At 34.0% G+C, this 24,550-nt stretch carries 19 protein-coding genes; 6 read left to right on the top strand and 13 right to left on the bottom strand.

Annotation, left to right across the window (positions count from 1 at the left end; all coding sequences use genetic code 11):
• Positions 1-74: 74 nt before the first annotated feature.
• The 9 genes from ACH2BV_RS02850 to ACH2BV_RS02810 form a co-directional block, all read right to left on the bottom strand.
• On the bottom strand, positions 75-932 hold the full coding sequence (locus ACH2BV_RS02850) for a restriction endonuclease subunit S (protein WP_395049158.1): 858 nt from the start codon (positions 930-932) through the stop codon (positions 75-77).
• A complete protein-coding gene (locus tag ACH2BV_RS02845) occupies positions 932-1,936 on the bottom strand; it encodes a virulence RhuM family protein (RefSeq protein WP_395049156.1) in 1,005 nt (334 codons plus the stop codon). The genes ACH2BV_RS02850 and ACH2BV_RS02845 overlap by 1 nt, the downstream gene beginning before the upstream one ends.
• Position 1,937: 1 nt before the next feature.
• Positions 1,938-3,509: a type I restriction-modification system subunit M gene (locus ACH2BV_RS02840; RefSeq protein ID WP_395049155.1), complete on the bottom strand. Its 1,572-nt coding sequence runs from the start codon at positions 3,507-3,509 to the stop codon at positions 1,938-1,940.
• A 787-nt stretch (positions 3,510-4,296) separates the two neighbouring features.
• Positions 4,297-5,379 (bottom strand): DUF6371 domain-containing protein, encoded by a 1,083-nt coding sequence (locus ACH2BV_RS02835; protein WP_395049154.1) that lies wholly within the window; start codon positions 5,377-5,379, stop codon positions 4,297-4,299.
• 165 nt (positions 5,380-5,544) lie between these two features.
• On the bottom strand, positions 5,545-7,212 hold the full coding sequence (locus ACH2BV_RS02830) for a phage/plasmid primase, P4 family (RefSeq protein ID WP_395049153.1): 1,668 nt from the start codon (positions 7,210-7,212) through the stop codon (positions 5,545-5,547).
• A 5-nt stretch (positions 7,213-7,217) separates the two neighbouring features.
• Entirely contained in the window at positions 7,218-7,484 is a 267-nt protein-coding gene (locus ACH2BV_RS02825) for a helix-turn-helix domain-containing protein (protein ID WP_395049152.1), read from the bottom strand.
• Between the two features lie 113 nt (positions 7,485-7,597).
• The gene (locus ACH2BV_RS02820) at positions 7,598-8,476 is read right to left on the bottom strand and encodes a hypothetical protein (protein ID WP_395049150.1); all 879 of its coding nucleotides are present in this window, start codon (positions 8,474-8,476) and stop codon (positions 7,598-7,600) included.
• 28 nt (positions 8,477-8,504) lie between these two features.
• Positions 8,505-9,761, bottom strand: coding sequence for a tyrosine-type recombinase/integrase (locus ACH2BV_RS02815; RefSeq protein ID WP_395049149.1), 1,257 nt, complete (start codon positions 9,759-9,761; stop codon positions 8,505-8,507).
• Between the two features lie 165 nt (positions 9,762-9,926).
• On the bottom strand, positions 9,927-13,379 hold the full coding sequence (locus tag ACH2BV_RS02810) for a methylmalonyl-CoA mutase family protein (protein ID WP_395049148.1): 3,453 nt from the start codon (positions 13,377-13,379) through the stop codon (positions 9,927-9,929).
• A gap of 222 nt (positions 13,380-13,601) precedes the next feature.
• On the opposite strand from ACH2BV_RS02810, the gene ACH2BV_RS02805 reads away from it, so the two are divergent.
• Together ACH2BV_RS02805 and purU are read left to right on the top strand one after the other, a co-directional pair.
• Positions 13,602-14,309: a DUF4197 domain-containing protein gene (locus ACH2BV_RS02805; RefSeq protein ID WP_395049147.1), complete on the top strand. Its 708-nt coding sequence runs from the start codon at positions 13,602-13,604 to the stop codon at positions 14,307-14,309.
• 8 nt (positions 14,310-14,317) lie between these two features.
• Positions 14,318-15,172 carry a formyltetrahydrofolate deformylase gene (purU, locus tag ACH2BV_RS02800; protein WP_395049146.1) on the top strand — a complete coding sequence of 285 codons (855 nt, stop codon included), beginning with the start codon at positions 14,318-14,320 and terminating at the stop codon, positions 15,170-15,172.
• A gap of 329 nt (positions 15,173-15,501) precedes the next feature.
• Here the strand turns inward: purU and ACH2BV_RS02795 are convergent, their stop codons facing one another.
• The 4 genes from ACH2BV_RS02795 to prfA form a co-directional block, all read right to left on the bottom strand.
• The gene (locus tag ACH2BV_RS02795) at positions 15,502-16,287 is read right to left on the bottom strand and encodes an alpha/beta fold hydrolase (protein WP_395049144.1); all 786 of its coding nucleotides are present in this window, start codon (positions 16,285-16,287) and stop codon (positions 15,502-15,504) included.
• A gap of 317 nt (positions 16,288-16,604) precedes the next feature.
• Complete coding sequence (pyrF, locus tag ACH2BV_RS02790; protein ID WP_395049142.1) at positions 16,605-17,423, bottom strand: orotidine-5'-phosphate decarboxylase; 819 nt, start codon at positions 17,421-17,423, stop codon at positions 16,605-16,607.
• 148 nt (positions 17,424-17,571) lie between these two features.
• Entirely contained in the window at positions 17,572-19,713 is a 2,142-nt protein-coding gene (locus ACH2BV_RS02785) for a DUF5723 family protein (RefSeq protein WP_395049140.1), read from the bottom strand.
• A gap of 206 nt (positions 19,714-19,919) precedes the next feature.
• On the bottom strand, positions 19,920-20,996 hold the full coding sequence (gene prfA / locus ACH2BV_RS02780) for a peptide chain release factor 1 (protein ID WP_395049139.1): 1,077 nt from the start codon (positions 20,994-20,996) through the stop codon (positions 19,920-19,922).
• Positions 20,997-21,284: 288 nt separating this feature from the next.
• On the opposite strand from prfA, the gene ACH2BV_RS02775 reads away from it, so the two are divergent.
• The 4 genes from ACH2BV_RS02775 to ACH2BV_RS02760 all read left to right on the top strand — a co-directional run bounded on the left by ACH2BV_RS02775 (position 21,285) and on the right by ACH2BV_RS02760 (position 24,484).
• Complete coding sequence (locus tag ACH2BV_RS02775) at positions 21,285-21,899, top strand: DUF6088 family protein (protein ID WP_395049137.1); 615 nt, start codon at positions 21,285-21,287, stop codon at positions 21,897-21,899.
• Complete coding sequence (locus ACH2BV_RS02770; protein WP_395049135.1) at positions 21,896-22,891, top strand: nucleotidyl transferase AbiEii/AbiGii toxin family protein; 996 nt, start codon at positions 21,896-21,898, stop codon at positions 22,889-22,891. Before ACH2BV_RS02775 ends, ACH2BV_RS02770 begins: the two co-directional genes overlap by 4 nt.
• A 347-nt stretch (positions 22,892-23,238) precedes the next feature.
• On the top strand, positions 23,239-23,817 hold the full coding sequence (locus ACH2BV_RS02765) for a hypothetical protein (RefSeq protein ID WP_395049134.1): 579 nt from the start codon (positions 23,239-23,241) through the stop codon (positions 23,815-23,817).
• 37 nt (positions 23,818-23,854) lie between these two features.
• A complete protein-coding gene (locus ACH2BV_RS02760; RefSeq protein ID WP_395049133.1) occupies positions 23,855-24,484 on the top strand; it encodes an AbiV family abortive infection protein in 630 nt (209 codons plus the stop codon).
• Positions 24,485-24,550: the final 66 nt, after the last annotated feature.

Raw genomic sequence — 24,550 nt, 5'->3', positions numbered from 1 at the left:
TAAAACAACGAATGTTGGTATTAAAGGAAAAAGGAAGAAAGCCGGCTGGGATAACGATTATCTCGAATATCTAATCAAATTATGATGCGTTTGCCCTGTCCTTCACTAATAGTTATTTTGTTTTCTAAAGTATTAAACTTATCTGTATATCCTGAAAGGTTAATTCCTCCATTTATGCAAGGATATTCGCCTATTTCGGTAAGTTCTTCTTTATTCAACTGTTTCCCTTTTTTGACTTCGCAAACTTCCCCCAACTTTTTCTCCTCCCAATCCACAAAATCATTCCCATTATCGTCTTTGAACCGTAATTCCTGCGAAAATATTTGTTGCATCACGCCTTTTTTATATTGCTGTATAAGGTTTTTCTTTTGCTTTAAGGCTTGCAATTTTTCATCCACTGCGGTGAGAAATGTGGTGATTTTTTGTTGTTCTAGGAGGTTTGGGAATATAAACTCAATTTTTGATAGTTTTTCTTGATTCAAATTATCTTGTGCAGCTCCTTGAGATAAGCTCTGAATTTGAATCTTAAATTTGTCAAATAAATGTTTCACGAACAAAACAGTCGTTTCATTTTCTTTTGGAATCAAACCAATTATACTATCGGGAAAACAAGCCTTTATTTTTAATATTGCAGTTTCAGCAATATTTGCAGCAATTGTAATGCACAAAGTATTTTCATCCCAAAGTTTACTTTGTTTTAAACCTGCTTCTGAATATGTTTGAGTAAAGCTAGTCAGGTATAATACTGCTTTTCTTATGTCTCCTGTTTGTATAAATGGATATTTTCCACCATATAAAAATTCTGCATCCCTTGGTCTATGTTTTGATTTTCCTCTGCCAATTTCCGCCACTTCCCCCAATTTTTTCATTTTCCAATTTCCATTAAATTCAGGAAAACGCAAAGCAGGTGTGTTATTGTTTGCTGTAGGCATTAGTTGGATTTGTTTTTTAATTTGTTTTCTAATTGCTTTAACTCTTCCATATCTTGTTCATCTGCTTTTTGGGCTTCCAGTTGTTTTCTTTTCGTATTAAACTTTTCGTAAATGGAATCTGCTTTTTTCTCCATTTGTAAGTGGCTTACTTTGCCTGGGTGGTTTAACACTTTTTTATCGTTAAATTCTATAATACGGTTTACATTGGTTTTCCAGAAATTCATCGTGATGTCTTGTCTGTTTTTGGCTCTTAGTTCGGCAGTTTCCAGAAACACAACCACAAAGCGGTTTAAGGTGTCAATTTCATCGCTTGTCAGATAATTTTTGGCAATATAAATATCTTGTTTTCGCACAACCGCACCTTTCCAAGTAGTAAGTGCCATATTAGGGTCGTTTGGATTGGCACGAGAAACCACTATTTCAGCAGCCGTTTTTCCTGTAATGGCATACAGGATTTTATTTTGTGTTTCGGCAAAGAACATTTGGGTTGCCTTATCGGTTTTGTCATAATCACTACTCAACGAAAATAGATCCCGTACTTTTTGATAAAACCTTTTTTCAGAGGCTCGTATGTCACGTATTCTGGCAAGTAATTCATCAAAATGATCTATTCTTCCGTTAGGGTTTTTAAGGCGTTCGTCGTCCATCACAAAACCCTTAATCATATATTCTTGTAGGTTTTGGTTTGCCCATTGACGGAACTGTGTACCTCTTGTGCTTCGAACCCTAAATCCTATAGCTAAAATCATTGCTAGGGAATAGAAAGTAACGGTGTAATTTTTACCATCCGAAGCAGTTGTCAAGTAATCCTTGACAACTGAATTCTCCTCTAACTCTTTCTCTTTAAGTATTTTTTGGATATGTAAACTAATGTTTTGTTTAGAGGTGTCAAAAAGTTCTGCCAATTGATTTTGGTTCATCCAAGCATCGCCATCTCTGGTAAAAAGTGCTACCGAAGATTTGCCGTCAACGGTATTGTAAATAATAATGTCTTGTTTTTCCATCTTAAAAAGGGGTTACAATGTTTAATTGTTTGCAAAAATCAGCAAGGATTTTGTCAGTTTCAGCCATTTGTACATCCAAATCTTTTATATCCGTGGCAATAGCGTCAATATCAATACTTTCTTCAGCTTCAAACGTATCTACATAACGAGGAATGTTCAGGTTGTAATCGTTGGTGGCAATTTCAGCCAATGTGGCTCGCTTGCTGTATTTGTCTTCTTCTAAACGGTTGCGGTAGGTTTCAATGATTTTGTCAATGTGTTCTTCACGTAAAATGTTTTGGGTTTTTACCTTTTCAAAATGCTGGCTAGCATCTATAAATAAAACATCTTCGGGGTTTTCACGGCATTTTTTATACACCATAATACAGGTAGGAATGCTTGTGCCGTAAAAGATATTGGCAGGCAAACCAATCACGGCATCCAGATAATTGCGATCCTCAATCAAGTATTTACGAATGTGTTGTTCTGCTCCACCACGAAACAGAGCACCGTGTGGCAAGACTAATGCCATCGTACCGTTTTCAGCCAAATGGTGAATCATATGTTGAACAAAGGCAAAATCAGCTTTAGAGCTTGGGGCTAGTTTTCCGTATTGAGAAAAACGATCATCACTTGTAAACAAAGGATTTGCAGACCAATTTGCCGAGAAAGGAGGATTGGCAACAATAGCTTCAAATTGTTTGTCTAAATGTTGCGGGTGTTCCAGCGTGTCTTCCTGCTTAATATCGAACTTGCGGTAATGCACATCGTGCAAAATCATATTCATTCGAGCTAAGTTATACGTAGTACGGTTCATTTCCTGTCCGTAAAAGTTAGAAACTTCGCTTACTTCTTTGGCAACACGCAACAACAACGAACCAGAACCACAAGTAGGATCATAAACTGATTTCAGTTTACTTTTTCCTGTGGTAACTATTTTGGCTAATATTTTGCTTACTTCCTGTGGTGTATAAAACTCGCCTGCTTTTTTTCCTGCGCCACTAGCAAACTGTCCAATGAGGTATTCGTAGGCATCGCCCAAAACATCCACCTTGCTATCTTCTAATTTAAAATCAATTTTATCTAAATGCGATAGAACTTTTGCTATGATGTCGTTTCTAGCTTCGGGAGTCTTCCCAAGTTTGGTACTGTTCAAATCCATATCCTCAAAAAGATTGTCAAAATCATCTTCGCTATCCGTACCCATTGTACTTAACTGGATATTGATAAGGATTTTTTGAAGGTCTTCAATGATAAAATTACTAATGCCTTCCACATCGCTGTTTCCACGTTTGGCAATTTCACTAAAAAGTTCGTTTGGTTTTAGGAAATACCCTAATTTGTCTAATGATTCTTCTCTAATGGCAGCAATGTATTCCGCTCCTTCAGGTGTACTATCATCAATATTTCTAAACTGTAAACCATCTTCCTTTAAAATGGAATTAGCATAAAGCTCCATTTTTTCAGCCAAATACTTGAAGAAAATAAATCCTAATATGTAATCCCGAAACTCGTCTGCGTTCATTTTCCCACGAAGGGTATTGGCAATATTCCAAAGTTGTTGCTCCAACTGCTTTTTCTGCTCTTCTGACATTATAAATGGTTATGTTATTTCTTTCCGCTAAGGTATTGAAAATAATTTCATACAGAATGAGGAAAACCGTAAAGAGGGGATTATTTTTATTATTATGCAAATTGATACTAACTTTTACCATCATTGGGATGCAAAAGTGTTTTGTAGATTTTATATTGACAAGCTAGAAATTTTGATGGTATCACTACGGTTCGTAATGGTATTGTAGTGGATTTTTGCTTTTTTTGCAAAAAGTTTTGCTTTTTTTGCAAAAGTTTTTGACATTTTTTTGCAATGTGTTTGACGATTTTTTGCAACGGTATTTCAATCGTGCTATATAAATTTTTGGTAGATTTTATGTTTATAAACAAGTTTTTTTGCTTGTATTAATATTAATCAAAATAGGCGTTGAAAAAAATTTAGTATCCCATTGCAACGCTCATTCCAATGGTAATATAAAAGCATTTCATAGATTTTAGGTTTAAAAACAAGGTTTTTTGCTAGTATTTAAGCTAATCAAAATAGGCGTTGCAACGGTCTGGAATTTTTTTGCAGTGGTTGGACATTTTTTTGCAGTGGGTTTGACATTTTTTTGCAATGGTCTAGGATTCTTTTGCAATGGTTGGACATTTTTTTGCAATGGTCTGGGATTTTTTTGCAGTGGTTTTTGATGTTTTTTGCACGTGTTGGACGTTTTTTTGCAGTGGGTTTAGCTTTTTTTGCAGTGGTTGGACATTTTTTGCAAAAACAAATTTTAAGTATTGTTTTTTATGAAACACTAGATTGGTTTTGCAAAAAAATATTTAAATTATTCATTCTCCAAACTCAAATACAAATCTGCCAAATCAAATCCATTGGGATAATCAGTATTTTCAAGAATATCACTCACCGAAATTTTATAGCCTTTCGCATTAAGTGCAGTCGCCTTGTTTAACCAATCATTATATTCTGACTTATCAGGAAATAAAACAATTTTTCGATTTTTAATCGGCTGCAATAATTCTAATTTTAAATTTCCCTTCCCCCCTGTCGCCAACCAAATGTAATCAGGAATAAACTGGCTCATTATGACTGCGGTTTTTTCACTCTCTGTGATCGCAATTATTTTTGAATAATCTTCAGCAATTAAGTGTAAACCAAACAAACAATGACTTAATTTAAAACTAGGTGGCTCATAGTATTTATGTATCCAAGTAGTTCTATTGTTAGGCTGTTTGATTCGCCTGCCTGTATACTTGTCATATTGCATAATTTTACCACAACAAATGGTTTCGTTATTATCAATACGCCAAAACACCGTCGAATTATCCCAAGGAATATTTGTAGCAGAAATGAAATAATCCTGCTTCATTTTAAAAACCTCTTTGTCGGTGAATTTTGTCTTTAAGAACTCTGTAAAATTATCTGTATTTGAATCGTTACAATACAATTTATCTAATAAATCAATGCTATGGTAATCAGGAATTACTTTGGGTTTTTGTTCAGCTGGAACAAACACATTTACTTTTCCGTCTTTTTCGAAAATTTTACATTCGCTGGTCAAATAGGAAAGTTTACTGTTTTTTAAAAACCATTCCGCAATGAAACAGCTATTTTCATTCTGTTCCATTATTACAGTTTTTGGCACAATATGAATAGTGCCGTTTTCAGCTGTCAATTTATAGGCTTTATCGCTTATACTCTTTAGAGACAAAAAAGGTATAGAATAGCCTATTTTACCTATTAGCGGACTTTTATGATATGAACATTCACTTTCACGATCACAACGCCCATATTCCGCAGCCAAATAATTGAGTGTTTCAACTTCAAGGTATCGAACAAAAGTTTTTTTATTACAGTTTGGGCATACGAATTTTTTACTGCTAGTGTCTAGTTTATTGGGAAATTTCATTTAGTGATATTAAAATCATTAAAATAAAATGTTTTGTTTGATCTACATATTCTTCACATTATACATTTTTTAATAAAAACGCTACTGATTATCATCATCTGGTATCAATGCAAAAAATGTAAATTGTGACAGCAAAACAAAACATTTTATTTTAACAAAAAAGGGTTAGTCGTTGGTTAAATAAACTACGTTTCCAATAGTTATGCGCTGTACATACATTCTAAAATGATTCAGTCTTTGAATAAAATTCTTTTTACCCAATGCTTTATATCCGTCATCCATACAAAAAGTTTTATACAGTGGATATAGATCAGAAATTAAAATCCGCTCCGTAGGTGATACTTTATAACCGTGTTCTTCTATGAACAGCAAAACACTATCACTTTGTTTTTGGTAATTGATTCTAGCATTATCCACAGCATCACATTTACTAAAGCCTTTGTTCTCTAAAACTCTATCCAAACCAGACAAAATCCAATTAAAAACACCAGCCAATTCATTTTCAATTATTTTGTTAGGCAACTGTTTATCTTGTCTTTCTTCAGGTATAGTTTGGTCAAATTCAATAATCATAAACCGACGGAAATAAGCGTTCGTATGTTCAACATCTTTGGGTAACTCATTGCAATTAAAGACCAGTTTTGAATAATTGTTGAGTATAAAAGGTTCTCCATATGGCAAACGAGCTTCAATAGGTTCTCCCGATGCCATTTGCTTAAAAACATCTGTTTCAAGTTTACCATTAATCTCACTTGCATAGTTTACCAGCTTGTTTCCTATTTTAGCTCTAGAATATCCTTTATCGTCTGTAAGGCTCTGTAGCGAATAATTACTAATATTTTCAGATCCCAACAAGGCATTTATAATTTCAAAGAAAACACTCTTCCCATTTGCACCAGTACCATAAAGGATTAACATTTTTTCAAGTTTTAGATGACTTGAATTTATAAAAATATATCCGCAAAACTCTGCTAGTGCTCTTTGCTTTTCCTTATCAGGTAAAACCTCGTCTAAATATTTTTGAAACATTGGAGCAGTGGCTTTTGGGTTGTACTCAAACGGCAATTGATGAGTCAAAAAATCATTTGAATCAAAATTCCTTAACACTTGTTTTGTTGAGCTAATATCGAAAGTACCGTTTTGAAGATTGATCATAATACTGTCTTTTTTAGTATCAGGTACGGGTAAATAAGCATCAGAAAGGAACTGCTTGAACAAATCTTCCTTGAAAGTGTAAACCTTTCCTCTGAATTTTTCAACATCCATTTTCATAGCCACATCACCAAGAAAAAATTGAAAACGTTCTTTATCAATCTCTTCCCAATAACTGCCATTATACAAATAAATATAGCCGTTCTTTTTACATAATCCCCAATTATTTTCCGTCGCAATCTTCATTAATTGCTCAATACAAATTATCAAATAATGATTTTTTGTGAGTTTGTTTTTATATAACTTGCTTTTTAAAGAATTATGCCGTTTGAGTTCATCTTTGCATTCTGGTCTAGCATCTCCATTTTTATCAAAAATTATAGCTGCTAGTCTAGCAATCTCCTTTCCGTCTTTTTCCGCATCTGGAAAAGCTAAGAATTCAAAGTCGATTGGGTTTATGCTATTTAGCAGTCCAGTTAAAATATTGCTTTTTGAATTTTCTGAAACTACAAGTTCTTTCGTACACTTTTCAATGTTTTCGATAAGTGTTTTTTTGACCACGCTTTTGCTATGAGGTAGCTTGTTGCATTTCCTCATAGCATTTGGTGTTTTTTGCTCATTCTTCAAAGCAGTAGCAATGCTTTGACCGTCTAAACTATTAACAGGTGTGCTGGCATTCATAACTGTTAATGATTTATTGGTTTTAATGCATTTATAACTTCATCCCGTTTGTAATAAGCCCGATTACCCAAGCCATACTTTTTAAGTTTACCGCTTTTCGAATACTGATAAACAGAACTCCTTTTACAAGATAAAAGGGTACATACTTCGTCGATCGTAAGTATTTCATTTGACAATTGTGATTGTCCTCCTTGCTGAAGATTTAATAAAGGAGAGAGGGCTTTGGCTAACTGTTCTACAGTTATACCATTTAAGAAAATTTCTGTGTTCATGTTAATTCATTTAAATTGAATTACAATGATATTCAGTTGCTTATGGCGTTTACAATGGGTTTAAATGGTATTTTTATGGTATAAAAATGGTATTTATGGTATATTTAATTATTTCAACCCTTATCCTTTTTAAAGCTGCGTTCAAGTGAGTTCAAAATAGGTTTTTCGGCTTCAAAATATCGTTCTGATTTTGCAAACTTTTTTATTTCAATTCCAATTTTTGCCTGTATAATTTTTTTAAATTCAGCTTGCTTTACTTTGAAAATATATAAATCCTTATTTGCATCATTTTTTAGGTAGTGGAGTATATTTATAAATTTTATACTCGATTTGTCTTCAGGTCTGTAATATTGTATAAAATACTCAAATAGCTCGTTTGCTGCATCATTCGTTGGTTGTCCTAAATAATTGTTTTCTGTAGCTCTTGCAATGCTAAATTCCCCCTCTTCTTTTTCTAATTTTGGAGCGTAATATTCAGGATATAATTCCCGATGCAATTTTTTAAAAATTGGATAATCCTCCAAGGATAAATTTCCTTGCTCCCTGATTTCAAACTCTTCAAATTTATTCCCTTCATAAAACATTTTTAAAAGCCTCAAATTAACCGAAAGCAATCTTGAAATTTCCTTTGCTGCTTCAATTAATGCTATTTCTTTAATGAATTTTTCATAATTATAATTTGCTGGAAGTTCTGCTATTTTAATTTTATCAAATTCAGATTTTATTTCATTTTCTAAAATTTCCGCTGTTGCATCAGCGAAATAAATACTGTATCGATTATTAAAAATCCTATTTGAATTTTCTAAATCATTATTGTTATACAAGTTGTGTTTATTTTTAAAATTTGCACTCAAATAATGGGTTACTTCATTAATGGAATTTTCAAATACACGCTTTTGAGATCTGCGGTTTTTTAAAAATTTTTTTATTAAAAATTCTATTTTAGCGTAATATTTTGAATACTGCTCTTCGTATATTTTTCCGTAATTCATTGTAATTAACTTATAAACTATTATCTAATTATTTTTCTTCTTCTGATTTAACTACAACGGGTTGCAGTTTATTAAAATATTCTAACATTTGATAAGCATTATCATAGGTTGTTTTCCCAATATATTTTAAAAACATTGTTTCAGTTGCGTGACCAGTTACAGTCATTAACATCGAGGTTGGATAACTTCCGTAAAAGTTAGTAGCAAAACTTCTACGACAAACGTGAGAACTTATAACTTGCCATTTTTTATAATTCCCAGCAGTCAAAGTTCTTTTTTCATCTTTACGCATCTTGCCCTTAACAATTGTATCAATTTTAGCAATTTTACAAATTTCTTTGCTATATCGATTAAAATGTTCCAAACTGATTTTCTTTGGCAATCCATTTTCCACAATTTCAAGCGCTTCAGGCAATAATGGAATTGCAACAAGTTTTCCTGTTTTCTGTTGCTTCAATTCAATTATTTTCATATTGTTTATAGCCTTTACATTTGCATCAGTTATGTATAACAAATCGCTTGCTCGCTGACCTATTAAACAACCTAGTAAAAGCCATTTTCTGGCATTAAAATGGGCTTCTCGAACCAAAGTTGCGTTTTTAATAAGCACTTGTTCTGCTTCAGTTAAAATTATAATTTCATCAGGATCTTTGTGTTCTTTAATTGCTTTAATTTGCTTAAACTGAGGATGAATTGGAATACCATTTAATGATGCTGCGTTAACTACTGAACGCAATAAAGAAATGTAAGTTCCAATATAATTTACAGAACGACCTTTACTTATATGATACTTTTTAAAAACATCAATAAAATTTAAATCAATATTCCTAATAAGTATTTGCTTTCCTTTTAAAGCATCTTTTTCATAGCCAATTACAAACGTTTTAAGATTGTCTAAGTTTTTAATAGAACCTCTTGTTAAATTCCCCCTGTTATCAATATAAGCATCAATAGAATTGGTTAGTATATCTAAGTCAACAAGTTTTATTTTGTTGTTGAATAAATCAATTTGATATTGCAGCCAATCACCATCAAATTCAATTCCCTTACCTATGCCAATATTATAGGCATCATTTATAAAAACAGCTAATTTATCTAACTTAGATTTTAAGCCTTTTAAGTCTTCACCATTTTGTTTAGGTAGTCCTTTGTCTAAACTCCAATCTTTCGGATTAATTACAAAACCCGTTTTACGTTTTGGACTTGTTTTTCGATCAATAGAATATCGAACATATATATTTGAATTATCATTCTTGCTTTGCAGGAGGTATTTTACAGTAGCCATATCTTTTTTTCTTAAGAACAAAACAAATGTATAAATAAAAAAGCATTTAGTCAACCATTAGTCAACCAAATGCAAATATAGACAATTACAGTAAATCACAAACTACACACAAAGTCAGTAAACATAGGGGTTAGTAAGTATCAGTAGTTGACGGTTTTGAAAAAACTACATATTCCTCCTATACTGACCGCCAACTTCAAATAAGGCAGCTGTGATTTGTCCCAAAGAACAAACTTTAGTGGCTTCCATTAAATGTTCGAATAAGTTTTCGTTTTTTATGGCAGCTTCTTGTAAAGTATTCAAATGCTCGATTACTTTATCGGGATTGGATTGGTGCAAATTAGCCAACATCGTGATTTGGTACCTTTTTTCTTCTTCGGTGGCACGAATCACTTCGGCCGGAATAATAGTTGGTGAACCTTTGGAACTCAAAAACGTATTTACTCCAATAATCGGGAATTCACCTGTATGTTTCAAGGTTTCATAATACAAACTTTCCTCCTGAATTTTGCTTCTTTGATACATAGTTTCCATAGCACCCAACACTCCGCCACGTTCTGTAATTCGGTCAAATTCCAGCAAAACAGCTTCTTCTACTAAGTCGGTTAATTCTTCGATAATAAAGGATCCCTGAATGGGGTTTTCGTTTTTGGTCAATCCTAATTCTTTATTAATAATCAACTGGATGGCCATTGCTCGACGCACACTTTCCTCTGTAGGTGTTGTAATCGCTTCATCATAAGCATTGGTATGCAAGGAATTACAGTTGTCATAAATAGCATACAAAGCCTGCAAAGTGGTGCGAATATCATTAAAATCAATTTCCTGTGCGTGAAGCGAACGACCTGATGTTTGGATGTGGTATTTCAACATTTGCGCTCTTTCATCGGCACCATATTTATTTTTCATGGCTTTCGCCCAAATTTTTCGTGCTACACGCCCAATTACAGCATATTCCGGATCAATTCCGTTGGAGAAAAAGAACGATAAATTAGGTCCAAAATCATTGATTTTCATTCCACGACTCAAATAATATTCCACATAAGTGAATCCATTAGAAAGTGTAAAGGCCAATTGCGAAATGGGGTTTGCTCCTGCCTCGGCGATATGATAACCAGAAATGGAAACGGAATAAAAGTTTTGCACCTTTTTCGTGATGAAATATTCCTGAACGTCACCCATTAATCGCAAAGCAAATTCTGTCGAGAAAATACAAGTGTTTTGTGCCTGATCTTCTTTGAGAATATCCGCCTGAACCGTTCCTCGAACTTTTGAAAGTGTTTTTGCTTTTATTTCGTTATAAACATCCAAAGGTAAAACTTCGTCTCCGGTCACGCCCAAAAGCATTAATCCCAATCCATTATTCCCTTTCGGTAAATCACCTTGATACTGCGGACGCTCTGTTCCTTTCTTCTTGTAAATGGATTTAATTGTTTCTTCAACCTCATCTTCCAGATGATTTGCCTTGATGTAAATTTCACATCGTTGATCAATGGCAGCATTCATAAAAAATCCCAACATCATTGGCGCAGGCCCGTTAATGGTCATACTCACCGAAGTCATGGCATCGACCAAATCGAAACCGGAATATAATTTTTTGGCATCATCGAGACAACAAATAGAAACTCCGGCATTACCAATTTTCCCGTAAATATCAGGTCGAATGTGTGGATCATTTCCGTATAAAGTCACACTGTCAAAAGCAGTAGAAAGTCTTTTGGCAGGCAAACCTGCACTCACATAATGAAAGCGTTTATTGGTTCGTTCCGGTCCGCCTTCACCAGCAAACATACGTGATGGATCTTCGCCTTCACGCTTGAAAGGATACAATCCGGCGGTAAAAGGAAACTCTCCGGGAACATTTTCCTGTAAATTCCATTTTAATAGATCTCCCCAGGCTTGATACTTCGGCAAGGCAATTTTTGGAATCTGGGAATGCGAAAGCGATTCGGTATGGGTTTCAATCTTGATTTCTTTATTTCGAACTTTAAAGGTATAAAATTGCTCTTTGTATGTATTTACTTTCTCCTTCCAATTCAGGATGATTTCCCAATTGTAGGAATCCAAATCCATTTTCACCTTGTCGAATTGATTCAACAATAAATTAAGGAAAATTTTATTTTCGGCAATAGTTGGTTTCTCCAATTCCAAAGCTGTAGGCAAAACGGAATCCTCGCTAATACCTATTTTATTAATTTCAGGGATTTTTCCCGAAACGGATTCAATCGTTTTGAAAATGCTGTATAATTTCTGAGCAACCTGTTCTTGGCTTACAGCCGTAGCATCATATTTTCGGTTATTCTCGGCGATTTCGGATAAATAACGGGTTCTGTGTGGCGGAATGACGAAGATTTTTTCGCTCATTTCGTGTGAGATTTCAAAAGTCGACTTCAAATCGGAATTTGTTTTCTCGTGAATTTTATCCATTATCGCTTTGTACAAGGTATTCATTCCCGGGTCATTGAACTGGGAAGCGATGGTTCCAAAAATGGGTAATTTATCTAAATCCGTATCCCAAAGATTATGGTTGCGTTGGTATTGCTTTTTCACATCACGCAAAGCATCCAAAGAACCGCGCTTGTCGAATTTATTTATCGCTACCAAATCAGCAAAATCAAGCATATCGATTTTTTCCAATTGGGTTGCGGCGCCAAATTCGGGCGTCATTACATATAGAGAAACATCAGAATGATCCGTGATTTCAGTATCCGATTGTCCAATTCCCGAAGTTTCAAGAATAATTAGGTCATATTTGGCTGCTTTGATGACTTGGATCGCTTCGGCAACGTATTTTGACAAAGCCAAGTTGGATTGCCTTGTGGCCAAAGAACGCATATACACTCTGGGATTATTGATGGCATTCATCCGAATTCTATCGCCAAGCAATGCTCCGCCTGTTTTTCGTTTGGATGGATCAACAGAAATAATTCCAATAGTTTTTTCTGGGAAATCGATTAAAAAACGACGCACTAATTCGTCTACCAAAGATGATTTTCCCGCACCACCCGTTCCGGTAATACCTAGAACAGGCGTTTTGCAATCGGTATTTATTTTATGGATTTTATCTAAGGTAGCAGCGGCAACTTCGGGGAAGTTCTCTGCCGAAGATATAATGCGGGCAATCGCTGTTGGATTTTTCTCTTTAAGATGATTGATTTCATCATTTAATTTATCGCCAATCGGATAATCCGATTGTTGTACCAAATCATTAATCATTCCTTGCAAACCCATCGATCGACCATCGTCAGGCGAATAAATTCTGGTAATTCCGTATGCTTGTAAATCAGCAATTTCAGAAGGTAGAATTACTCCGCCTCCACCTCCAAAAATCTTGATGTGAGATGCTCCTTTTTCGCAAAGCAAATCACGCATATATTTAAAATATTCATTGTGCCCTCCTTGATAAGAAGTCATTGCAATAGCATTTGCGTCTTCTTGAATAGCAGTATTTACCACTTCTTCCACGCTACGGTCGTGGCCTAAATGGATGACCTCAACTCCGGTTGACTGAATGATTCTCCGCATTATATTGATGGCTGCATCGTGACCATCAAAGAGTGATGCGGCGGTTACAATTCGTACTTTGTTTACAGGGATATAAGGTTTTACAACTTCCATTTTTATGAATATGATAATTTTAATACCGCAATTTACAATTATTTTTAATAATCAATTACCATCGACTTTATTTATTGGTAAAAAGGCAATCATTTTTATAATTTGCAGTACCATAAGGTTTATATAGCCAATAAAATTATCGCTTTATCATTGAATAAGTAGTATTTTTGACCCGATTCATTATGGTAAACAAATGAAGTAAACTTATAAAAAGTATTTAGAATGAAAAAAATGGGATTGCTAATGTTAGTATTTATTCTTTCAGGTTGTGTCGAAATGCAACAAGCCATAAATCAATTTCCTCAGACGCAAGGCATTGGAGGTATAGACATTTCAGCAGGATTGAAAGAAGCATTGAACAACGGTATTGCTAAACAAGTGTCAAAATTGACTGCTGTGGACGGTTTTTACAAGAATGAAGCTGTAAAAATATTGCTACCCGAAGAATTGAAAAAAGTAGATTCGAGCTTGAGAAAAATTGGACTTGGTTCTATGGCCGATGAAGGGCTAAAAGTACTCAATCGTGCTGCCGAAGATGCTGTAAAGGAAGCTACTCCTATATTTGTGGATGCCGTAAAAAACATGTCTTTTACAGATGCCAAAACCATTTTGATGGGAAATGAAAACTCGGCAACGACTTATTTACAAAACAGTACTTCGACTGCTTTATACGGTAAATTTAATCCTGTAATAAAAAATTCATTTACTAAAGTGGGTGCCGACAAGGTTTGGTCAAATATCATAAACAAATACAATAGCATTCCTTTCGTAAAAAAAGTAAATCCAGATTTGACTGATTATGTCACCAATCAAGCTATGGCAGGAGTTTTTAAAATGATTGCCGTTGAAGAAAAAAATATTAGAACCAATTTGAATTCAAGAACTTCTGTTTTATTACAAAAGGTTTTTGCAATGCAAGACAAAAAATAATTTAAATTATGCAGAAAATTATCATCCTAATTCATTGCGAAGACCAAAAAGGAATTATCGCCGCTGTGACTGATTTTATTGTTAGAGTGGAAGGAAATATTATTTATATTGACCAGCATGTAGATGTGGAACAGAATGTATTTTTTATGCGCCTGGAATGTGAACTTACTAATAAAAACAGCAATCTGACGGCGATAAAAAAGGTCTTTGAAATATCTATCGCCACTGATTTTAAAATGTCTTGGGAAATTCACCCTAAAGAACAAAAGCCAAAAATGGCCATTTTTGTGTCGAAATACGATCACTGCCTGTTTGACATTTTGGGTCGTTACAGTGCCGGAGAATTCAAGATGGAAATTCCGTTAATTGTGAGCAATCACGAGGATTTAAGATTGGTTGCGAAACGTTTTGACATTCCGTTTCACTATATTCCATTTACCAAAGACAATAAAGAGGAAGGCGAAAAACAACAAATTGAAATCCTTCAGAAATACGAAATTGATTTTATTGTTTTGGCGCGTTATATGCAAATCGTGACTCCAAATTTAATCTCACTTTACGAAAATAAAATCATCAATATTCATCATTCGTTTTTACCTGCTTTTCCAGGCGCTAAACCTTATCATTCGGCATTTAAAAGAGGCGTAAAAATTATTGGAGCCACGAGTCATTATGTCACAAATGAATTGGACGAGGGTCCGATAATTGAGCAAGATATCACTCGGGTTTCTCACATCAACTCTATTGATGATTTTATTATGAAAGGCAGGGATTTAGAACGCATCGTGTTAGCGCGAGCCATAAAACTCCACGCAGAACGAAAGACGATGGTGTACAACAACAAAACGGTTGTGTTTTCTTAAAAACTTAACGTATTTACAACAAACTAATAACAAATCCTTAACAACAAAAAAGGAAAAAGAATATGATCTTTGCAAAGTAATAAACTGGTTATTTATTATTTTGGTTTTGGTTAGTAAAAGAATGTCCCGCAAATAGCGGGACATTTTTTTTAAACAGAAATAGCTAAAAACTTTATTAAGAAAACTTAACTTATATTAAAGTAACTTATAACAAATCATTAACAGCAAGAAGCGGAAAAGTATATGATCTTTGTAGAATAATAAACTGGTTATTTATTATTTTGGTTTTGGTTAGTTAAAAGAATGTCCCGCAAATTGCGGGACATTTTTTATTTGTTTAAACCAATGAAAGATAAAACTTCATTATTAAAGATTATGGGTTGCTCCACATTAACCACGTGACCGCATTGTTCTATCACAAACAATTTTGAAGATTTATAATGTTTCTCGACCACGAGTCGAACAGAAGGCAAAAACATATAATCTTCTTCGCCCATGACATAAAGTGTTGGAATATCCAATTCTACTTGTCGAAACCACTTCAGCACTGGGTTGATTTCGGCAGTGAGTTTAAACCATTTTATGAATTCTTTCTGGTATAATTTTTTGGCTTCATTGATAAAAAGAGAACGCGATTGTTTGTGACTTTTTTTAGGCATAATCACAAAGGCAAAAAACTTATACAATACCAAATAAGGCAACACATACTTGAATGTATTCCCCAATTTCATCAAAATTTGAGAGCGAAAATTCATTTTTAGTATTGCACCTCCAAGAATCATGCTTTGCACTCTCTCGGGATGCATTTCTGCTAATTGTCTAATGAGTATCGTGCCGAGAGAAATCCCGACAAAGTGTGATTTTTCAATTTTTAAATGGTCAATAACTTCCAGAACATCATTGGCTATAGACTCGAAAGTATATTTTTGTTTGAAGGCTTTTTTGATTTGGGAATTTGAATTTCCATGACCGCGTAAGTCTAATAACAATACATTATATTGGCTTTTAAAATCCCGAATTTGCTTGAACCAAATAGACGAACTACCACCAGCTCCGTGGACAAAAGTCACCCACTGATCGCTATTTTCGTTTTTGTATATGGTGTAGTTTATCATTTTTTTAATTGGAACGCGGATTAAACAGATTCGCAAAAGCGAAAACGCGAATAAAAACGGATTTTTTCAATAAATTTAATTCGTCGCAATGTAGAAAAATTTCAGCCACGAATTTCAAGAATTAAAATTATCATTTTGCTTTATTTATAAGATATTGAGAAACAATTTTAAAAATAATGAAACGCATAGAATCATAGAAAAAAGAATTATATAGACCAATTCTTGGCTTTAACATAGCTATGATTAACTTTAATGAAGTGAAACGCCTCATAATAATCAACAAAAACTATGTTTCTATGTGTTTAAAAAAGGCAAACTTAATGATTAATCAATATCCCTTCCATCTCTTGTTGCATTTTCAATGCTTCTTCCATAGCCTTTTGTGCAAAATCAGTTCCTTTTGAAGCATAAATAATCGCTCTTGAAGAATTGATCAGTAATCCAACATTTGCATTCATTCCGTATTTACAAACTTCTTGAAGACTTCCGCCTTGCGCACCAACACCGGGAACAAGAAAGAAACTATCAGGTACAATTTTGCGAATTTCAGTGAAATATTTGGCTTTGGTAGCACCAACAACATACATCAGATTTTCGGAATTTTTCCAGGTTTTTGAGGTTTCCAAAACCTGTTTGTACAATTCCTTACCACCCACATTCAAGGTTTGAAAATCAAACGCTCCTTCATTCGAAGTCAAAGCCAACATAATCGTGTGTTTATTTTCGAAAGCCAAAAAAGGCTCCACCGAATCTTTTCCCATATAAGGTGCAACGGTAACGCTGTCAAAATTCAAATCTTCAAAAAAAGCTTTGGCATACATCGATGAAGTATTTCCAATATCACCACGCTTTGCATCGGCTATCGTGAAGATTTCAGGATACTTATCGTTGATATAATTGATGGTTTTTTGCAAAGAAATCCAACCTTTTATTCCATACGCTTCATAAAACGCCGTATTAGGTTTGTAAGCCACGGTTATATCGTGTGTGGCATCAATTATTGCCTTGTTGAATTCGAAAATCGGATCTTCCAATTCTAATAAATGCTTCGGAATTTTATTCAAATCAACATCTAATCCTACGCAGAGGAATGATTTTTTTATTTTGATCTGATCAATTAATTGTGCTGTAGTCATTTGTTTGAAATGATGAAGATTTTATAAAATGGATAGATGGAGCATCTGGCTGCAAATTTATAAAAAATAATCGCTTTTGTTATTTTAAAATAACGAAAGCGATTATATACAAATAAAAACGCTTCATCAAGAAGCGTTTTTAATAAAATTAGTTCACTAATATGATCTCTACCCTTCGGTTTTGAGCTCTTCCAGCTACTGTTTTGTTGCTGGCAATTGGTTTAGTTAAACCAAATCCTTCAGACGAAAGTCTGCTCTCATTGATCCCTTTTGCAATTAAATAATTTTTGATGGCTGCAGCTCTATCCTTAGATAATTGGAGATTTTTGGCTGCATTACCTGTACTATCCGTGTGTCCTTCTAATCTAAAATTAGCTGAATTGTATTCGTTCATTACTTTAACCATTTCTTCTAACTTATCGTTGGATTCAGCCTTGATGGTAGCCTTTGAAGAATCGAATAAAACGGATTTAGAGAATTCATTCAATTTTTTAATCACTTCAGCGGTTACTTCTGGACAACCTTTGTTGCTTATCGGTCCTGGAACAGTAGGACAAGCATCCTCTTGATCAGGCAAACCATCTTTATCTGTATCTGGACAACCGGTAAAAGCTGCTAATCCTGGAATGTTTGGACATTTATCATCTTTGTCCAACACACCATCTCCATCAGTATCTGGCCAAGGGCAACCATTGTTTTCAACAGGACCAGCAACAGTTGGACATTTATCGTCTTTATCGACAACTTTGTCTCCATCAGTATCTTCCCAAGGACAACCATTGTTTTCAATAGGACCAGCAACAGTTGGACATTTATCGTCTTTATCCAGAACGGTATCGGCATCAGTATCTTTCCAGGGGCAACCTTTATTTTCAACTGGCCCGGCTATTTCTGGACATTCATCATTTTTGTCTAAAACACCGTCACCATCTAGGTCTTTCGCTTTTTTCTGGTATACTGGAATTTTTATACCCAGATGAAAATCAGCAGCCCTAGAATTGTTTGACATCACATTAGACAACAAAGAACCTGAACCAATAAAAAACACGCCTGTACGCAAACCTACACCCACTTGTGTTTGTTTATTAACATCCATATAAGAAACAGGCAGATAGAAACTGAACCATTTAGATTCGTAACGAGGAGTCAAGCTCACTCGGTTGGCAATACTACTTTGATTTAATACTGTTTTAGAAACAACACTAAAATCCCCATTTAAGTTTACATAAAACTTGTTGTGAATATTCCAATCAACATCCGTATGAACGGCTGTTGGCAATTTAGATTTAATTGCGCCGTTTACCGCTGTAGCAGCATAATTATCTTTTAAAAATTGATCAAAATTATCCGCATTATCAAAATCATTCTGAGTAATGGTCTTATTTAAATTATAGGTGTTACGAACTCCTTTATCGTACATCATCGAACCTAAATCTGTAAGTGCAAATCCGAAACGGATTTTGTATTTGTTAAGGTATTTCAAATCATTGACGTCTTTTCTAGAAGCATCAAAATCAGGTCTCCACTCGTAAACCAATCCTAAATCTACTCCAAAACCATTCGATTTTGAATCGATATCAACATTTGAATTGGTGGCAAAATCTTGGCTAGACCCATAAATTGCAGTACCTGTAGAAACATAAGTACTGTTTTGGGGCAAAACAACATTTTCATTATAATTTAAAGTAACGTTCGTCCCTTGAAAATGGTAATTGGCAATACCTTGCAAATATTTTGCAGTAATACCACCTTTCAAAAAGTGTTGCCCTTGCTGATATAAAACCGCAGCATACGAAATCCCTATCTCTCCCCAAGAATTCCCAACAGCATTAGGACTTCCTAAACTATAATTAAAATTAGTTTGATTATCTTTGGAAATTTCATTAATTACATTACCATTAACATCTATTACATTAGCAATACCTCTAGCTCTTGTAAAAATGGCCAAAGAATGTTTCGGAGTAATATTAAACATGAATGAGGGACCCATAACATCCGTATTCAAATTTATTTTGTTGGCATTGGTAAATGATTTTTTGGCTTGAGTATCAAAATCATATCCATCTTTAAAAACATCAAAGAAATTCACGCCATACATATCATTACTTATCGAAGAACTGAATGATATCAAGTTAATATCTGTTTTAAAACGAGAATCAACAATGGAAGCCGGATTAAAAAGCACACTTTGCACACCGGCATAATTGTCGTGATAATACCCTAAATAAGACTGAGCTTTTGCAGTGGCTAAACTGGCTAAAAAAGCAATTACGAATAGCATTTTTTTCATACTAAATAAGATTAAATCCTGTTAAATTATTAATTAATCATAACAAAAATAACACTAAATATCTTGATAATTCAACAAATTATTAAGAAAATTTAAACCCTATTTTTTATAGAACTTAAGCAATAACAACTTACCAATCTATATAAAAAAAATGCCAAACATTTCAGTATGGCATCTTTTCTCTTTCTTCTTTCTTCTTTTCTCTTTTAAAAAACCTCGCTCGCTTCCTTCAATTTCTCCATATTATTGACCAATTGTAATTCGTCAACAATTTTCTGAATATCGCCGTTCATAATATTTCCTAAATCGTATAAGGTCAATCCCACTCTGTGATCCGTTACACGACCTTGTGCATAATTGTAGGTTCTAATTTTTGCCGAACGGTCACCGGAACTTACTTGCGAAGTACGTTTGGTAGCATCTTGCTCTTGCTTTTTGGCCAATTCCTGTTCGTACAAACGAGAACGCAAAACCGTTAACGCTTTATCTTTATTCTTGTGTTGCGATTTTTGATCCTGACATTGCGCCACCAAACCGGTTGGAATGTGCGTCAAACGAACTGCCGATTTTGTCGTATTTACCGATTGTCCACCAGGTCCTGAAGAACAGAAAAAATCGACACGAACATCGTTCATATCAATTTGTACATCAAATTCTTCGGCTTCCGGAAGCACCATAACTGTAGCTGCCGAGGTGTGAACACGACCTTGCGTTTCCGTTTGTGGCACACGTTGCACACGGTGAACACCCGCTTCAAACTTCAAAGTGCCGTAAACATCCTCGCCTGTAACTTCAAAAATTACCTCTTTGAAACCACCCGAAGTTCCTTCGTTCATATCCACAACCGAAGTTCTCCAACCTCTATTTTCGCAATATTTGGTATACATTCTAAATAAATCTCCGGCAAAAATACTGGCTTCGTCGCCACCCGTTCCGGCGCGAATTTCGACCATCACATTCTTGGCGTCTTCCTCGTCTTTCGGAATTAACATAAACTTGATTTCTTCCTCTAGTTCTGGCAATCTTTCCTTCGCTTCTTCGAGTTGCATCTTGGCCATTTCAGTCATATCCGCATCACTATTATCGGCAATAATCTCGTTGGCTTCATCAATATTAGCCATCAAAAGCACATATTCGTCACGCTTTTCGGCTAGGGCTTTCAAACCTTTATATTCCTGATTCAATTGCACATAACGTTTTTGATCGCTGATCACATCGGGCTGAATAATCAAGTCCGAAATCTCGTCGAAACGCTGTTTTACTATTTGAAGTCTATCTAACATATTCTTGTTCCTTTTATTGGAGTGCAAAAATACAATTTTTTTGTTTAAAGTTTAAAGTTTAAAGTTCCAAGTTTTACAGGAGCTGTTTCCTGCTATTCGCTATATCTTTTTCTGGCAAAAAAAGCCAGAAAAAGGATGCCGCTACTATCAGGGCTAAAAAAAATTGCACAAAAAACAGCTTTTTAAGGTTTCCCGTAAAATCCCTGATTCAAAAGGAGTTAGTTCCTTTTTAAGTATTTGTATTAAAACTTATTTCGTCACAAATATTTACTATATTTGTGACAAGATATGAAAAAAGAACCACAAAATATAGAACAAAAAGTATTCAATAAAATAAAAAAAGCAAAGCCGGGCACTTTATTTTTTATTGAACAATTTAGCGAATTAGCCGAACCAACCGCTATTCGCAAGGCACTACAACGCCTAAAAGAAAACGAAAAAATAATACGCGTGGCACAAGGCATTTATGTAATACCAAAAGAAAGCAAACTCGTCGGGAAAATAATACCCGGCGCAGAAGAAATAATGGCTGCCATTGCCAAAAAAGACCAATTCCGAATAGTGCCTACAGGCATACAAGCACAATATCTATTGGGATTGAGTACGCAAATACCTATGAAATTGGTCTATCTTACCGATGGCGCCCCAAGAACCATAAATATTGGAAAACAAACCGTTAATTTAAAAAAAACAATACCCAAAAATCTGGTTACAAAAGGAGAAATAAGTGGTTTGGTAATTCAGGCTTTAAAAACCATAGGAAAAAATAAACTGAATGAAAAAACCGAAACAATCATTTTGGAGCAACTAAAAAAAGAAAAAACAGCAAACATTATTCACGATAGCAAACTAGCACCAGCCTGGATTGCAACTATTTTGAAAAAAGCAATAGCAAACGAATGAAAACATTTTTACAACTCCACAAAGAAGAAAAAATACTAATTTTTGAACAAATCAGAACCAAAACAGGACTTCCCATTCAAGCAATTGAAAAGGATTGGTGGGTAACACAAACATTGGGATTTATTTTTACACTAGATTGTGGGCCGTACATTGTTTTTAAAGGAGGTACCTCATTAAGCAAAGCGTGGAATGTAATAGAGCGTTTCTCCGAAGATATCGATTTAGCACTGGATAGAAGATATTTGGGTTTTGATACCGAAATGAGCAAATCCCAAGTCAGTAAATTGCGTAAAGCTTCCTTCCAATTCATCTCCACTGTTTTCTTCTCCCAACTAAAAGAGAAATTTGAAAAAGCGGGTTTCACCGATTTAAAAATACAATTAGCACCAATAAAAGATACCGACCAAGATCCATTAATTATCGAAATCTACTATCCAGAAGTAAGTCCAACATCAGCGTACCTAAAACCACGTATTTTAGTAGAAATAGGTAGCCGTTCGTTGATGGAACCCTGTTCTCCCAGAGTATTTTCTTCTTTGGTAGGAGAACACTATCCAGAGCAATATTTTGCTGACAAACCCATTACAGTAGCAACCGTAAATCCGGAACGTACCTTTCTAGAAAAAGTGTTTCTTTTACACGAAGAATTTCAAAAACCTACAGCTAAAATTCGTACGGATAGATTGAGCCGACATCTGTATGATTTAGAAAAATTAATAGATACAACTTATTTTCAAACAGCAATTTCAGATAACACTTTGTATCAAGGAATTGTGAATCACAGAAGCGCCATTACTCCAATTAGAGGCATTGATTATGCCAATCATACGCCATCAAAAATCAGTATTATTCCACCAGCAAGTATCCTAAAAGAATGGCAAAAAGATTACGAAATAATGCAGCAGAATATGATTTACGGAAATTCGCTTTCTTTTGAAAAATTAATGGAAAGAATATCGTGGATACAACAACAAATAAATGCCAAGAAATAATCCTTTTACCGTTACTTCGAGTGATCCCGCTTTTGGGCGGGATTGTATCGAGAAGCCTATAAGAACTTGCATTACCTCTTAAACTAAAAAATTTGCAAAAAAAACAGCGCTTTACGGTTTCCCGTAAAATCACTGAAACAAAAGGAGTTACTTTTGAAAAAGATATAAAATTGAATCCGTTTTTATCAGTATTTTCGGTATTAAGAATGTATATTTGAAAATAAATAAAAACACTGGCGTTTATTAGATAAAGCGACCCTATTTAATAAATCAAACATACACCCAAGTTTTAACAAGCGATAAAAAAATGGGATGCATATTACAAAACAATAATTATATTCTACATTATGGAAATATTTGAATTCATTTCTGCTGTTTGTTTTTTAGCCCTTTTTACGGGATTCATCGCAAAACTTATTATACTATTACCGGCTTCTATTCTTATGGGGATCTTCGAAAATGGTAAAATATTATTTTATGGCAAGATCGTAAAGGCGTTTATTGTTTCATCTATTATAGTTTTTTATATTTTGTCATTTACAAAAGACAAATCATTATTTATTTCAATCTTATATTATATTCTTGGGTTTTATTCATACTGGGTTATGTACACATTAGAAAATGAAACGGACAAAGATGCAATTCAAGATGAACAAAAATATCCTATAGACACGATAATGCTTAAAGCTACGTCATATGATAAATTCCTTATCGTTTTTTCATTAATATTTTTCAGTCTTTTCTTGATATTTCCAATTTTGACAAATTATATTATTCCATCAGTATGTTATAATCTTTATAATTGGTTAATGGGATATAAAGTAATTTATTGGATTTCTATTGTTTTGGGAGGAATTTTTGCAATTTATATAATTCGTTTCACCTTTTTAATCGGAAGTTTAGCCAGAGTAATAAAACGTTTATAAATACATTAACCAACTGTAGCGACAAAACATCATAGCAATGCTAAAAAAAACTATAAAACTTGATAGGTTAGATTATTTTGAAGCAATCGAAAAGTCTTTGGGTAATGCAAAAGAATTAATCGAAGAAGCTGAAATTTTAGCAGAAAAGAATAAAGTTGCTAGAGCTTATACTCTTTTTCAATTTAGCATTGAAGAAGTTGGAAAAGCATTTCTAACATTTAATTTTGTATTAAAAGGAGATATTGAAAGTGATGTAGAAACAAAAAAATTTTATAAAAATTTTATAAACCATTTGGCTAAAACTGAATTTTCCCAAGGCATAGATTTTATGTTTGCTATAATGGCAGATAAAAGCGATTTAACTAAAAAATTATTAGAGAACTCATTTTTTGAACTAGGAAAAGTCCATATCTCTAATGACTATAAAAACTATAGTCTATATACTTCACTTATTGATAATAAATTTCATAAACCATCTGAAATTATAACAAAAGAAAAGCTAGACAAAATTGCATATTATGCGAAATTAAGATTGCAAGTTGCTGAACCATTTTTAAATTTAGGAATTCAGAACTTTGATGTTCTTTATGAAACTAGAAATAATTTAGATGAAGAAACGACATCAATCGAAGGTTATAAAAAAATAAAAGAGATTCTTAAAAACTAAGAACCAGCTCTGCGAAGTGTGAATAAGTCGTGTCAGCAATTATAACCCGATCGCTCGGATATCCGC

The sequence above is a fragment of the Flavobacterium sp. genome, from assembly GCF_043780635.1.
GTDB lineage: Bacteria > Bacteroidota > Bacteroidia > Flavobacteriales > Flavobacteriaceae > Flavobacterium.
Note: the sequence above shows the minus strand (reverse complement) of the source record. Positions and strands in the feature narration are given on the sequence as shown.

Bases quoted from the DNA above. Each gene is read 5' to 3' on its own strand.
- ACH2BV_RS02850 (WP_395049158.1), bottom strand. From the start codon at position 932: ATGCCTACAGCAAACAATAACACACCTGCTTTGCGTTTTCCTGAATTT.
- ACH2BV_RS02845 (WP_395049156.1), bottom strand. From the start codon at position 1,936: ATGGAAAAACAAGACATTATTATTTACAATACCGTTGACGGCAAATCT.
- ACH2BV_RS02840 (WP_395049155.1), bottom strand. From the start codon at position 3,509: ATGTCAGAAGAGCAGAAAAAGCAGTTGGAGCAACAACTTTGGAATATT.
- ACH2BV_RS02835 (WP_395049154.1), bottom strand. From the start codon at position 5,379: ATGAAATTTCCCAATAAACTAGACACTAGCAGTAAAAAATTCGTATGC.
- ACH2BV_RS02830 (WP_395049153.1), bottom strand. From the start codon at position 7,212: ATGAATGCCAGCACACCTGTTAATAGTTTAGACGGTCAAAGCATTGCT.
- ACH2BV_RS02825 (WP_395049152.1), bottom strand. From the start codon at position 7,484: ATGAACACAGAAATTTTCTTAAATGGTATAACTGTAGAACAGTTAGCC.
- ACH2BV_RS02820 (WP_395049150.1), bottom strand. From the start codon at position 8,476: ATGAATTACGGAAAAATATACGAAGAGCAGTATTCAAAATATTACGCT.
- ACH2BV_RS02815 (WP_395049149.1), bottom strand. From the start codon at position 9,761: ATGGCTACTGTAAAATACCTCCTGCAAAGCAAGAATGATAATTCAAAT.
- ACH2BV_RS02810 (WP_395049148.1), bottom strand. From the start codon at position 13,379: ATGGAAGTTGTAAAACCTTATATCCCTGTAAACAAAGTACGAATTGTA.
- ACH2BV_RS02805 (WP_395049147.1), top strand. From the start codon at position 13,602: ATGAAAAAAATGGGATTGCTAATGTTAGTATTTATTCTTTCAGGTTGT.
- purU (WP_395049146.1), top strand. From the start codon at position 14,318: ATGCAGAAAATTATCATCCTAATTCATTGCGAAGACCAAAAAGGAATT.
- ACH2BV_RS02795 (WP_395049144.1), bottom strand. From the start codon at position 16,287: ATGATAAACTACACCATATACAAAAACGAAAATAGCGATCAGTGGGTG.
- pyrF (WP_395049142.1), bottom strand. From the start codon at position 17,423: ATGACTACAGCACAATTAATTGATCAGATCAAAATAAAAAAATCATTC.
- ACH2BV_RS02785 (WP_395049140.1), bottom strand. From the start codon at position 19,713: ATGAAAAAAATGCTATTCGTAATTGCTTTTTTAGCCAGTTTAGCCACT.
- prfA (WP_395049139.1), bottom strand. From the start codon at position 20,996: ATGTTAGATAGACTTCAAATAGTAAAACAGCGTTTCGACGAGATTTCG.
- ACH2BV_RS02775 (WP_395049137.1), top strand. From the start codon at position 21,285: ATGAAAAAAGAACCACAAAATATAGAACAAAAAGTATTCAATAAAATA.
- ACH2BV_RS02770 (WP_395049135.1), top strand. From the start codon at position 21,896: ATGAAAACATTTTTACAACTCCACAAAGAAGAAAAAATACTAATTTTT.
- ACH2BV_RS02765 (WP_395049134.1), top strand. From the start codon at position 23,239: ATGGAAATATTTGAATTCATTTCTGCTGTTTGTTTTTTAGCCCTTTTT.
- ACH2BV_RS02760 (WP_395049133.1), top strand. From the start codon at position 23,855: ATGCTAAAAAAAACTATAAAACTTGATAGGTTAGATTATTTTGAAGCA.